Origin of the sequence: Kurthia gibsonii, assembly GCF_006539985.1 — a bacterium.
GTDB lineage: Bacteria > Bacillota > Bacilli > Bacillales_A > Planococcaceae > Kurthia > Kurthia gibsonii.
The window spans coordinates 15,799-29,475 of sequence record NZ_BJOB01000033.1; the positions used below are offsets into that span (position 1 = coordinate 15,799).

Here is a 13,677-nt window from a genome sequence, read left to right on the forward strand (position 1 = left end):
AAGGAGTATGACAGTCGCTTATGATTCGTCTGACTTTAAATACGTTAATGTTTTGCCTGTAAAACCGAATAGAACGGTTAAAATCGGTGATAATAAGCAGAAGAAAGCGAATGGGAAGTATTCAGTTGTTGGAACAGCTAAAACAGTTGTAATAAAAATACCGCAAACACTCCATGGAACGAGTGGATTTACAACCGTACCAGCATCTTCTACTACACGTGCTAAGTTTTTACTATGAAGTCCTGCTTTTTTAAATTGATCTTGGAATGCTTCACTTGTTAATAGAATCGATAAATATTGTTCACCAATCAATGTATTAATACCGATTGCTGTACCAGCAGCTCCAGCAATTACTGAGCGTGGACGACGTAATAAATGTTCAACTTTTAACAGAATCGCTTGAATAATACCTAGTGTGAAGAGTAATCCACCCATTGATAGCGCAAGTAATACTAAACCGATTGTTGAGAACATACTGACTAAACCACCACGTGTTAGTAAGGAATCAATCTCTTTTAAACCTGTAGTAGATTTGAAGCCATCGTATAGAATAGACATCACTTCAGTAGCTGTATAAGGATGAATAAACAGCCCAATAATGATTGCAACGAATGATGTAATCGCTAATGTTGGAATGGCAGGTACTTTTTTAAATGCCATGATGACAAGTAGTGCGACAGGAATAAAAGCATACCAATGAATTAAATCTGTTTTTAATAATGCTTCTTTGAATTGGTCGATTGCTTCCGTCTGTTTCAATTCTTTCGTTGGCGACAAAATTGCAAACAAAATGGTTGAAATAACAAGGGCTGGAATAGTAGTCCAAGCCATATTTTTAATATGATCGAATAAATCAACTTGCATAATAGAAGATGACAAGTTCGTTGTATCAGATAATGGTGACATCTTATCTCCGAAGAAAGCACCTGAGACAATAGCACCTGCTGTAATCGCTAATGATAAATCCATAGCAGAAGCCATACCGATGAATGCTACACCAACTGTAGCGGTTGTTGTCAATGAACTACCGACTGCTACACCGACTACACAAGCAATTAAAAAGACAATCGCGAAAAAGAAGTGTGGTGAGATGGTTAAGAAACCGACGTAGATTAATGAAGGAATTGTACCTCCCATCATCAGTGCGCTAATCAAAATTCCGATAAAGAAGAAAATAAAAATAGCGCCTAACCCAGCACGTGCACCGTCCATCATACCGAGTTCTAAATCTTTAAATGAAATCCGTTTAAATGCACCATAAATAAGTAATAACAAAATGGAAATTAAAATCGGAATATGTGGAAATGCACCAAACTTAATAATAGATGCACTCATAATCGCAATAATACCTAAAATTAGAAGGAGGGCTTCTAATACAGAAGGAGCGATTTTAGCTTGAATACGAAACATAGTGTGACCTCCTATAAAAATCTATGTAAATGTGTCATGTTATACTTTTTTGCTTCAACGCATTGAAGTATAAGCTAAATTTTAGCATAGTTCATTAGATAGTCAATATAGAAAAACTGAAATGTTTCTTTAAAATAGTTATTTATACGTTTGAACGAGAAATTTTGTACGTATAATATACATTTTATGTTCCCTATGGTATGATTTTTATACATCACAATAATACCCATTTAATGGTTATTATACAAAGGGAAACCTAATTCTTACATAAGGGGGAAATGATATGACAGATAATACATATCAATTATTGGCGATCATTCTTTACATGGTTGCGATGCTTGCAATTGGCTGGTACTCGTTTAGAAAGACGAGTAACTTAACCGATTATATGTTAGGTGGTCGTTCACTTGGACCTGCTGTAACAGCACTAAGTGCAGGGGCATCTGATATGTCAGGTTGGTTATTAATGGGGTTACCAGGGGCGGTATATGCTTCTGGATTAGTAGAAGGCTGGATTGCAGTAGGTTTAACAGTCGGTGCATATTTGAACTGGTTATTAGTTGCACCACGTCTACGTGTATATACACAAGTATCGAATAACTCGATTACGATTCCGAGTTACTTAGATAACCGTCTAAAAGATTCATCTAAATTATTACGTATTGCTTCAGGACTTATTATTTTAGTATTCTTTACATTCTATGTATCGTCTGGTATGGTATCGGGCGGTGTATTCTTTGAAAGTTCATTCGGTTATAGCTATCATTCAGGTTTATTATTAGTAGCAGGTGTCGTAGTTGCCTATACATTATTCGGTGGATTCTTAGCCGTAAGTTATACAGATTTTATTCAAGGTTTAATTATGTTTTTAGCTCTAGTTACCGTACCAATTGTCGGTGTATTTGTAACAGGGGGCATTGATGAAACAGTAACATCGATTAAAGAGGTTAATCCAGATTACTTAAGCTTCTTTGCGACTGCTACGACAGCAGGTGTCATTTCTTCATTAGCTTGGGGATTAGGTTACTTCGGTCAACCACACATCATCGTGCGTTTTATGGCGATTTCAAGTGTAAAAGAAACAAAACAAGCACGTCGCATTGGTATCGGCTGGATGATATTAAGTTTATTCGGTGCGATGACGACAGCATTAGTCGGCATTGCTTACTATCAACAACATGGTTTAACATTGAAAAATCCTGAAACGGTATTTATCGCGTTAGGACAAATTCTATTCCATCCATTCGTAGCAGGTATTATGTTAGCCGCAATTTTAGCTGCGATTATGAGTACGATTGCCTCTCAATTAATCGTTACATCTTCAGCATTAGTTGAAGATATCTACAAAGCAGTATTTAATAAAAGTGCGTCAGATAAGCACTATGTATTTATGGGACGACTAGCTGTTTTAGTCGTATCACTATTTGCATTATGGGGTGCATGGGATCAAGATAATACAATTTTAGAATTAGTTGCATTTGCATGGGCTGGCTTCGGTTCAGCATTCGGTCCAGTCATTCTTTTAACATTATTCTGGAAGAAAATCACACGTTGGGGTGCTCTATCAGGTATGGTTGTCGGAGCAGTTGTTGCCTATGTATGGGGACAAAATAAAGAACTTCATGGAATGCTTTATGAAATCGTACCAGGTTTCTTCTCGGCATTCGTTGTTGTGATTATTGTCAGTCTGATGACATATAAACCAAATCCAGAGATTGAACGTGAATTTGAAGAGACAAAAGAGATATTACGCCGCGATAAATAGGGTATAATCAAACTAACAAACCGTAGTTCCATATTTTAGTGGGCTACGGTCTTTTTAAAAATAAGGGGTGCTTGTATGTTTGAATTAGATCATGTCGTTTATTTTACGAAGAAAAGTCCTGAAGAAGTAGCAGCAGATGAATTGATATCAGGTATTCATCCTGTTGTAGGCGGACAACATTTACAATGGGGAACACATAATGCGTTATTTTATACGAAGTCGAGTTACATTGAATGGTTATCAGTCGAAAATGAAACTAAAGCAAAAGAAAGTCATCATCCGTTAATTGAACAATTACTATTTGATGTAGATGGACGGGAAGGTTTTGCTTCAATTTGTTTACGTTCTGAAAACTTAGAGAAGATGAATCGCTACTTTAAAAAGATGGGCTATAAAACAAGTGGGGTATTGCCATCTGAACGTAAAACAGCGAGCGGAGAAATTCGTCGTTGGAAAATGCTTTTCATTGATCAAAAAGTGGGGAATGCGTTACCTTATCCTTTCTTCATTGAATGGGCGCAAGGAATGGAAGAACGTCTTGAAACGTTGCGTGAAGATGGTACGCTAAAACCAGATAACGAAGAATTGGCGATTAAAAAATGTATCTTCCATGTACATGATGTTGAACAAAAACTAACGCAATGGGCTCGTCTATTATCATTGCCAACAAAGGATCATACATTACGACTTGATAATACAATTTTTGAGTTCGTGGAATCAGCAGATGAAAAAGAACGCCTACATACGATTGAAGTTGTGAAGGCTTGGACAATTGAATAGCAGTATGATAGGATGAAATTAACTTTTTAGGACGGGAGGCTTTTCGAAATGGTAATTCGTATTCGATTGAATGATGCAGTATGCAATTAAATACATCATATACGGCGAATTACGTCTTCTATTCGATTAGTCATCAATTTAAAAGGAGGGAGTAAGCGTATGTTTGCTCTGTCCTTTTTTTATTTTGTCAAAAAAGGGTAGATGTAATTTGCCCGTATAGTAGATGAAGGAGGAAGTTTTTTGGATCAAATTATAGAAAAAGCGATATTAGTGGGTGTGAATTTACGTCACGATCCACACTTTGAATATTCAATGGAAGAATTGGCGAATTTAGCAGAGGCATTAAATGTAGAAGTAGTTGGTGTCATTACACAAAATTTAGAGCGTGTGACAGCTTCGCATTACGTTGGTACAGGGAAAATTGATGAAGTACGTAGTTTATATGAAGCAATGGACGCTAACTTAGTTATTTTCGATGACGAATTGTCACCAGCACAAATTCGTAATTTAGAAAAAGACTTAGATTGTAAAGTCATTGATCGTACGATGCTAATTCTAGATATTTTTGCGCGTCGAGCGAAAACAAAAGAGGCACAGATGCAAGTTGAGATTGCACAGTTACAATATATGCTACCACGTCTAGTCGGTATGTATAATTCATTATCACGTCAAGGTGGTGCGACTGGCGGTGGTTTTGCGAACCGCGGTGCTGGTGAAACGAAGTTAGAGCTTGATCGTCGTAAAATCGAGGAGCAAATTACAAAACTTCGTCGCGATTTAGAAGTTGTAAAAGAACAACGTGAAACACAGCGCAAACAACGCCGTAAAAATAATATTCCGGTTGTATCACTTGTTGGTTATACCAACGCAGGGAAATCAACGATTATGAATCAACTGCTAGCGCGTACGAGTGATGAAGAGCATAAACAAGTTTTTGAAAAAGACATGTTATTCGCTACACTAGAGACTTCAGTACGTCAAATTGAATTAGAAGACCGTAAAAAGTTTTTACTTACGGATACAGTTGGTTTTGTTAGTAAACTCCCTCACCATCTGGTAAAAGCATTTCGCTCGACACTTGAAGAAGCACGCGATGCAGATTTACTACTACATGTAGTGGATGTATCAAATGAAGATCATGAGTATATGATGGAAGTAACGAATAAAACATTACAAGCAGTTGGTGTAGAGGGTGTACCAACTATTTATGTTTATAATAAAGCAGATCGCACAGAAATCGTTTACCCGTATGTGAATCAAAATCGTATTTGGTTATCGGCTCGCGATGGTAAAGGACTAGATGAATTAATTGGCATGATTCGTTCAGAAGTTTTCTCAGACTATGTCACACTTCGTGTATGTATTCCATATGACCGTGGCGATTTAGTTTCATTTTTAAATGAAAAGGCGAGCATTAAAGAAACAGCTTATGAAGAGGATGGTACGCATTTAAAAGTGGAAGTTCGTTTAGAACATGAACCGAAACTAAAGCCATTTATCATAACAGAATAAAGTTAGAAGCGTTCTATAGTGGGGTATATTTCCTCTATGGAATGCTTTTTTTATATGGATGTGTATTTTTAGAGAGGACATATAGAAAAAAGTGTATATGATGGAAATGCGATAAAAGACTTAAATTTTATGACGTTTGTTGCTAATAAAGCGTTTTTAACGTAAAAATTAAGTCTTTTTTATTGAAAAATGAGAATTTTCTAAATTTTGACAAGTTATTTTTGTGTGTGTATAATGGACATACTCTTTTCAAAAAAAGATATTGATTAAATTATTTGACTATTTAAGAAATTGAAAGTAGGAGTTTATATGGAAACAAAAGAGCAAATTGCGAAGTCAGTTCCACAAAGAGGCTTCTTCGGTCATCCGAAAGGTCTTTTCACACTGTTCTTTACAGAGTTTTGGGAGCGCTTCTCTTACTATGGTATGAGAGCCATCTTACTTTACTTCATGTACGATACAGTAGCAAATGGCGGTTTAGGTATTGATAAAACAACCGCTACATCAATCATGTCAATCTATGGTTCATTGGTTTACATGTCTGGTATTATCGGTGGTTGGGTTGCCGACCGTATTTTAGGATCACGTAGAACCATCTTCTGGGGTGGGGTACTGATTATGCTTGGTCATATCTGTTTAGCATTACCAGGCGGTATTACATTATTATTCATCTCAATGGTATTTATTATTTTAGGTACAGGTCTATTAAAACCAAACGTATCATCAGTTGTTGGTGATATTTATGAGCCAGGCGACAACCGTCGTGACGCTGGTTTCAGTATTTTCTATATGGGGATTAACTTGGGTTCATTCCTAGCGCCATTAGTTGTAGGGGCTGTTCAAAAGAACTATAACTATCATGCAGGTTTTAGTATTGCTGCAATCGGTATGTTCTTAGGTCTTGTCATGTATAAAATTACAGAGAAGAAAAACTTGGGTATGGCTGGAGCAAAACCGACAAATCCATTAAATGAAGAAGAACGTGCGAAATTAATTAAAAATTCAATTGTTGTCTTAGTTGTTGCAGCAATTTTATTAGCGATTGCTGGATTCTTTGGCTGGATTTCAATTAGTAATGCTGTAAACTTCTTCACAGTAGTTGGTTTATTAGCACCAATCACTGTATTCATTTGGATGTTTACATCGAAGAAAACAAAAGCAGAAGAAAAATCGCACTTACTTGCATATATTCCTTTATTCATTACAGGTGTTATGTTCTGGATTATTCAAGAGCAAGGCTCAACAATTTTAGCGCGTTATGCAGAAGGTCGTACAGATTTAACAATCGGTTCATTTGAGATTGCACCAGCTTGGTTCCAATCATTGAACCCGCTATTCATCATTATTTTTGCACCAATTTTTGCAGCATTATGGGTGAAATTAGGTAAACGTCAACCATCGACACCAATCAAATTCTCATTCTCATTATTCTTTGCAGGTGCATCATTCTTAATTATGATCATTCCAGCTGTTCTATCTGATGGTAAAACATTAGTAAGTCCATTCTGGTTAGTTGCATCATTCTTATTAGTTGTATTTGGTGAGTTATTAATGTCACCTGTTGGTTTATCAGCAACAACTAAATTAGCACCAGAAGCCTTTGCTGCACAAACAATGGCATTATGGTTCTTAACAAGTACAGCAGCGCAAGCTCTGAATGCACAATTTGCAAAAGTGTTTGATAAAGTATCTGAAGTACAATACTTCGGTTTCTTAGGTGGAGCAGCCATTGTTCTATTCTTAATTATGTTAATGTTAAGTCCATGGATTTCACGCAAGATGGGCTCAATTAAATAAGTTCTTTCTATATAAAAGGAATCGTATCCAAGTGGTACGGTTCCTTTTTTGATTGTACACAATTGAAATGTGTCGAAAGTGTGTCTTTTCATGTAATTTTACTGTAAAAGGAAATAAATTATAGTATTGAAGAATCCTTATATTATAAGGATTTACAGTGGTTTTTATCGTATGAATATATCATTTGTAAACGGATTAACTGATAATACTTATCATTTAGTCATTGAAAATGATTATCAACATGCTATAATGTATGAGTGAGTAAATGATAGTCATTATCATTTTATCTACTCAAATAAATAACGACATTGGGGATTACAATGAAGAAAAGATATCTTTTTATAGCGCTTATATTGTTATCACTTCTTTCATTATTTGTAGGAGTGAGTCGCATATCACCAATGGACTTACTGGACTTCGGTTCAGAAGAGACACAAATCTTTTTGATTAGTCGTGTACCAAGACTTGTAGCAATCATCTTAGCAGGTGTAGGGATGAGTATTGCAGGTTTAATCATGCAAAGCTTGAGTCGTAATAAATTCGTATCACCAACCACTGCTGGTACGCTCGATGCAACCAAACTTGGTATTTTAGTATCCATGATGATTTTTGTGAATGCAACCCTACTTGAGAGAATGGTCGTTGCTTTTGTATTCGCGCTAGCCGGCACGCTATTATTCATGCAAATTTTAAATCGAATCAAATTTAAAGACGCCATTTTTATTCCTTTAATCGGGATGATGTTTGGTAATATTCTAAATTCAATTACGACATTCTTTGCGTATAAGATGAATATTATTCAAAACTTATCAACTTGGCTACAAGGGGATTTCTCAACGATTCTGAAAGGTCGTTATGAACTTCTTTACATAAGTGTTCCGATTCTCATCATTGCCTATTTTTATGCCAACCGTTTTACAGTTGCAGGAATGGGAGAAGACTTTGCTAAAAACTTAGGGATTAAATACAAACGTATTGTAAACTTTGGTTTAGTGTTAGTGGCACTTATTTCAACATCTGTTGTATTAACAGTTGGTGTGATTCCATTCGTTGGATTAATCATTCCAAATATCGTCTCGATTTTCAAAGGCGATAACTTAGCGAAAACATTGCCGCATACTGCTTTACTAGGCGCGATTTTCCTACTCATTTGTGACATTTTAGGTCGAGTGCTCATCTATCCATATGAAATCTCAATCAGTCTCATGGTAGGCGTTATCGGTAGTGCCATCTTCCTTTATCTATTAATGAGGGGGCGAGCATATGCGCAACAATAAATTAAAACTTACGATTCTTGCTGTTTTAGTATTAATCTCAGCAGCTTTATATGTGTTTTATAACTTAAATGGCAGTTATCATTATGCATTTCCACGTCGCTTAATTAAAGTGTTAGCGATGGCGATTACAGGTGTAGCAATTGCATATGCAACCGTTACATTCCAGACGATTACACATAATCGTATTTTAACACCAAGTATTATGGGACTCGATTCGATGTACATGCTGCTGCAAACCGTCATTATTTTCTTATTCGGTTCAGTGAGTATTTTCGTATTAAATCAAACATTGAACTTCTTTATCTCGATGATTGGTATGATTGCATTCGCATTAATACTTTATCGCTTTATGTTTAGAAAAGAAGGGCAGCCTATTTACTTCTTATTACTTGTTGGGATTATCATTGGGACTTTACTCGGAAGTCTATCAACATTCCTTCAAGTACTAATTGATCCAAATGAATTTATGAATGTACAAGATAAGATGTTTGCGAGCTTCAACAACGTCAATCAAAACTTAGTTTGGCTATCACTTGTAATTGTTGTACTAACGATTGCATATGGTTGGACGAAGATGGGTGAGCTCGATGTACTTTCTCTTGGTCGTGACCATGCTCGTAACTTAGGTGTGAATTACGATGGCGTTGTGAAAACAATGCTAGTTCTATCAGCAATTTTAATTGCTACATCGACAGCTCTTGTTGGTCCAATTACATTCTTTGGTTTGATTGTTGCCAACTTATCGTATCAATTCTTCCATACATATAAACACTCTGTATTAATCACAGGGGCGATCCTCTTCAGCTTATTTGCTTTAATCGGTGGTCAGTTTATTGTAGAAAGAATCTTTACATTCTCGACAACGTTAAGTGTCATCATTAACTTTGTCGGTGGTATTTACTTTATCTACTTATTATTGAAAGGAAGTCGTGCATCATGATCTCAGTAAAAGATATTTCAAAAATGTTCGGTAAGAAAAAGGTAGTTGATGCGGTAACGGTTGATATCCAGCCGGGAAAAATCACATCTTTTATCGGACCAAATGGTGCAGGTAAATCGACATTACTTTCAATGGTGAGTCGCTTGATGAATGCCGATTCTGGTGAAGTATTGTTAGATGCTTCAGATGTAAAATCATTTAAATCAAATGAATTCGCAAAACGTGTTTCGATTTTAAAGCAATCGAACTTCATGAATGTTCGCTTAACCATTCGTGAACTTGTTGCCTTCGGTAGATTTCCTTATTCGCGTGGTCGCTTGAATCAAGAGGATGAGGAAATGGTAGACAAAGCGATTGCTTATATGAACTTAGAAGATATGCAGCATTCATTTTTAGACGAGTTATCAGGTGGTCAGCGCCAGCGTGCTTTTATCGCTATGGTCATTGCACAAGATACAGAATATGTGCTATTAGATGAACCTCTTAATAATTTAGATATGAAACATTCTGTTCAAATTATGAAAATCCTTCGTAAGTTAGTCGATGAACTTGGTAAAACAGTTATTATTGTTTTACACGATATTAACTTTGCATCTGTTTACTCAGATCACATTGTTGCTTTAAAAGATGGACAAATCGTTAAAGATGGTCCAACAGAAGATATTATTAACACCGCTTCATTGAAAGAGATTTATGATATGGACATTCCAATTCAAGAAATGAATGATTGTCGTATTTGTGTGTACTTTAATTCAAAATAAAAGGAGATTTTTAATCATGAGAAAATGGGTATTCGCAGCCGTATTAATGTGTTTAGTATTAGCTTTAGCAGCATGTGGTTCTTCAACAAAGGATGAAAAATCAAACGCAGCTTCAAATGATGATACAATTAAAATCGAAAATAACTTCGGTGTAACAAGTGAAGATGGTAAATCAACTAACACAGTAAAAGAAACTGTAAACGTACCAAAAGACGCTAAAAAAGTTGTCGTATTTGATATGGGTTACTTAGATACATTAGATGCTTTAGGATTATCAGATCGCGTAGTAGGTGTACCACAACAAAACATTCCTGCTTACTTAAAACAATATAAAGATTCAAAATATGCAAATGTTGGTGGATTAAAAGAGCCTGATTTTGAAAAAATCGCTGAATTAAATCCAGATGTCATCTTTATCTCAGGTCGTCAAGCTTCTCAATTCAAAGAATTTAACGAAATCGCTCCAACTGTATATGTAGGTATTGATACAACAAACTACATGGATTCATTCAAAGCAAATACAGAATTAGCAGGTAAAATCTTCAATAAAGAAGACGCTGTAAAAACAGAATTAGCAAAAATTGATGATCAAATTAAAGAATTAAATGAAAAAGCAACAAAAGCAAATGAAAAAGCATTAATCGTATTAGGTACACAAGGTAGCTTAAGTGCATACGGTGCAGGTTCTCGTTTTGGTTTAATCCATGATGTATTCGGCTTTGGTCAAACAGATAAGAAAATTGAAGTATCAACACATGGTCAAACAGTTACTTCAGAATATGTTTATGAGAAAAATCCAGATGTATTATTCGTAATCGACCGTGATTCAGCAATCGGCGAAAAATCTTCAGTTAAAAAAGATTTAGAGAACGAATTAATTAAGAAAACAAATGCTTATAAAAACGGTAAAATTGTTTACCTAAATGCTGAAACTTGGTACTTAGCAGGTGGCGGTATCGAATCAGTATCACAAATGGTAACAGATGCTTCAGCAGCATTAAAATAATAATGATGAGAAAAGGGTAATCGCGATATAAAGCGATTACCCTTTTTATGTTATGAATTTTTAAATCTCTCTAAAGAGAAGAGAGATAAGTCAAAGTTTACATCTTTTTTATTCGTCATATCCACAAGTAATTCTCCAATAGCACTCGCGAATTTAAAGCCATGTCCACTAAAGCCACTCGCTAAAACAATTCGGTCATTTCCTGGGAAATAGTCAATAATGAAGTCTTCATCTGGTGTCATATCATACATACAAGTTTTACCGAACTTTAAATTTTGAATACTTGGCATGTATTCATGTAAGAATTCATCTAATTCTTCTTGGTCTGAAAGGTTAAAGTCGTCTCTGTCTTTATTTGGGTCGATGACGACGCCTCCATCATGTCGCCCAATTTTAAGCCCCGTACCATTCACACTTGGAAATCCATAGTAAGTTGCATTTTCTAATTCAAAACTAAAGCAAGGAAAGTTTTGTTCTGAAAATCGTTCATCTGAATCGTACCATGCAAAAGTTTTGCGCAAAATTGTGACAGGAAGGGGTAAATGAATAGAAGACATCAATTCTTTTACGAAAGCACCTGCCGTTACAATGAGATAGTCTGCGGTATAGCAACTTTTATTCGTTTTAACTTCTACATGCCCATCTCCTTCTGTAATGGATACGACCTTTTCGTTAAAAGCAAATACAGCGCCTTCTTGAGCCGCCAAGTCTTTATAGGCACGAATACATTCCTCTACATGTAAAAACCCAGCATTCGGCTCGTAAGCCCCAATTTCATTGTGTACTAAATTTATACCTGTCCATCTCTTTTCGATGTCACTTGTCGAAAGTTTCTCGATAGGTAATTGAAAACGTTCCGCACTTTTAAATACATTTTGCATGAAATCGGTATCTTCTTTACCAATATTCAAAACACCAACTTCTTCTAAAAGTTTTCTTTTTGTGAGATGTTCAGCTTCTTTAAATAATGTAGCAGCACGAAGCGCAAGAGGTACATACTGAGCTCCCTCGCCATAGGCATAACGAATAATACGTGTATCCCCATGATGTGTTCCAAATGTATGAGGTGGTTCATATGTATCAATTAGTAACGTTTTGTGACCATTTTTTGCAGAAAAGTAACTTGTCGGCATTCCCATGGAACCTGCACCGATAATAATCGTATGATAATGCATAATGAATTCCTCCTTTTCCTCCAGTATAATGTAAAGAATAATCTGAAAAATATATTTTGGAATAAAAGGTGGTTAAATAGTAACGAGAAAAGAAAAGGAAGTGTTTTTCGGTGAAATATATTTTAGGAATTCTCACATTTATTGTATTCCTTATTTTCGCATTTAATTTAAAATCAGTTTGGGTATATGACTTTGATGAGTGGGGAAGTCATTTATTAAAGGGGAATGAGTTTTTAATTCCGTTCCACTATATTGGTGAACCGATATTTGTTGTCATCGTCGCGGTTCTCTTGCTAATCTGGCTATGGATTAAAGCACAAAACTTTCGTGGTATGATTTTTGTATTAATTACGGTTGCAGGTGGCAATCTCGTGAATTTATTTGTGAAAGGTCTTATTAAACGAGATCGACCATACATTTTAGAACAATTGACAAGTTTTAGTTTTCCTTCAGGACATGCAATGACAGGGTTGCTTTATCTATTAACAGTTGCTTATATTACGACAGAATATCAAACGAAGAAGACAAAAGTTATCGCGATGAGTATTGCGATTGTTATTGCGTTTTGTATCGGTCTATCACGTGTTGCCGAGTCTCGACATTATTTATCAGATGTGGTGAGTGGTTGGGCTCTTGGATATACGGTATTCGCACTCGCTTTACTATGGTATGAGCGTCGAAAACGAGTATTTAAACAACTTGAAAAGTAGAAAAAAGGTGAATCGTTTAAGAGAGCGATTCACCTTTTCTTTATGTGCTTTTTTTATGTGATAATCGTTTTAGAGCTACACGCTTTTCGCGTTGTTCAAATAGAATGTATTTGTGTAAGGCGAATGTTAATCCGACACCAAGTATTAAAATACCACTTACGAAACAAACAACGCCGAACCAACCGAATGATAGCCAGAAGAAGCCGCCAATTGTTCCACCGACACTGGAACCGACGTAATAAAAGAATAAATAAAGAGATGAAGCTTGCGCCTTATCATGTGAAGCACGCGCACTCACCCAGCTACTTGCAATCGCATGTCCACCGAAAAAGCCGAATGTGAATAATGCAATACCAATTAAAATAATGAGTAGACTACTGAAAAGAGTTAAAACAGCACCACTTAACATGAGTAGAATCGCTAGTAAAATCATCGCGAATTGACCATGTCGATCTGCTAATTTTCCCATCCATGTAGAACTGAATGTTCCCACTAAATAGACAACGAAGATACTGCCAACAAGTGTCTGACTTAGGTTATAGGG

12 protein-coding genes are annotated in these 13,677 nt (G+C 35.9%); 9 read left to right on the forward strand and 3 right to left on the reverse strand.

The features are described 5' to 3' along the window. Positions 1 to 18 precede the first annotated feature (18 nt). The gene (nhaC, locus tag KGI01_RS10090) at positions 19 to 1,410 is read right to left on the reverse strand and encodes a Na+/H+ antiporter NhaC (protein WP_141274583.1); all 1,392 of its coding nucleotides are present in this window, start codon (positions 1,408 to 1,410) and stop codon (positions 19 to 21) included. A gap of 283 nt (positions 1,411 to 1,693) precedes the next feature. Here nhaC and putP point away from each other — a divergent pair, with 283 nt between their 5' ends. The 8 genes from putP (at position 1,694) to KGI01_RS10130 (ending at position 11,248) form a co-directional block, all read left to right on the forward strand. Beyond that, positions 1,694 to 3,175, forward strand: a complete 1,482-nt coding sequence (gene putP, locus KGI01_RS10095) for a sodium/proline symporter PutP (RefSeq protein ID WP_141274584.1) — start codon at positions 1,694 to 1,696, stop codon at positions 3,173 to 3,175. A 75-nt stretch (positions 3,176 to 3,250) separates the two neighbouring features. After that, entirely contained in the window at positions 3,251 to 3,955 is a 705-nt protein-coding gene (locus KGI01_RS10100) for a VOC family protein (RefSeq protein ID WP_141274585.1), read from the forward strand. 240 nt (positions 3,956 to 4,195) lie between these two features. Next, positions 4,196 to 5,467, forward strand: coding sequence for a GTPase HflX (gene hflX, locus KGI01_RS10105; protein WP_141274586.1), 1,272 nt, complete (start codon positions 4,196 to 4,198; stop codon positions 5,465 to 5,467). Positions 5,468 to 5,776: 309 nt separating this feature from the next. After that, positions 5,777 to 7,264: a peptide MFS transporter gene (locus KGI01_RS10110; RefSeq protein ID WP_068450485.1), complete on the forward strand. Its 1,488-nt coding sequence runs from the start codon at positions 5,777 to 5,779 to the stop codon at positions 7,262 to 7,264. A 320-nt stretch (positions 7,265 to 7,584) separates the two neighbouring features. Beyond that, positions 7,585 to 8,541: an ABC transporter permease gene (locus tag KGI01_RS10115; protein ID WP_068450486.1), complete on the forward strand. Its 957-nt coding sequence runs from the start codon at positions 7,585 to 7,587 to the stop codon at positions 8,539 to 8,541. Continuing rightward, a complete protein-coding gene (locus KGI01_RS10120; RefSeq protein WP_141274587.1) occupies positions 8,528 to 9,481 on the forward strand; it encodes an iron chelate uptake ABC transporter family permease subunit in 954 nt (317 codons plus the stop codon). Before KGI01_RS10115 ends, KGI01_RS10120 begins: the two co-directional genes overlap by 14 nt. Beyond that, complete coding sequence (locus KGI01_RS10125; RefSeq protein ID WP_141274588.1) at positions 9,478 to 10,242, forward strand: iron ABC transporter ATP-binding protein; 765 nt, start codon at positions 9,478 to 9,480, stop codon at positions 10,240 to 10,242. The genes KGI01_RS10120 and KGI01_RS10125 overlap by 4 nt, the downstream gene beginning before the upstream one ends. Before the next feature lie 16 nt (positions 10,243 to 10,258). Continuing rightward, positions 10,259 to 11,248: a siderophore ABC transporter substrate-binding protein gene (locus KGI01_RS10130; protein ID WP_141274589.1), complete on the forward strand. Its 990-nt coding sequence runs from the start codon at positions 10,259 to 10,261 to the stop codon at positions 11,246 to 11,248. Positions 11,249 to 11,298: 50 nt separating this feature from the next. Here KGI01_RS10130 and solA read toward each other — a convergent pair whose 3' ends face one another. Further along, positions 11,299 to 12,423 (reverse strand): N-methyl-L-tryptophan oxidase, encoded by a 1,125-nt coding sequence (solA, locus tag KGI01_RS10135; RefSeq protein ID WP_141274590.1) that lies wholly within the window; start codon positions 12,421 to 12,423, stop codon positions 11,299 to 11,301. Between the two features lie 110 nt (positions 12,424 to 12,533). Between solA and KGI01_RS10140 the strand changes: the two genes are divergently transcribed. Beyond that, positions 12,534 to 13,133: a phosphatase PAP2 family protein gene (locus KGI01_RS10140; protein ID WP_141274591.1), complete on the forward strand. Its 600-nt coding sequence runs from the start codon at positions 12,534 to 12,536 to the stop codon at positions 13,131 to 13,133. 40 nt (positions 13,134 to 13,173) lie between these two features. On the opposite strand, the gene KGI01_RS10145 is transcribed toward KGI01_RS10140, so the two are convergent. Continuing rightward, the coding region (locus KGI01_RS10145) for an MFS transporter (RefSeq protein WP_141274592.1) at positions 13,174 to 13,677 on the reverse strand (504 nt) is incomplete at its 5' end.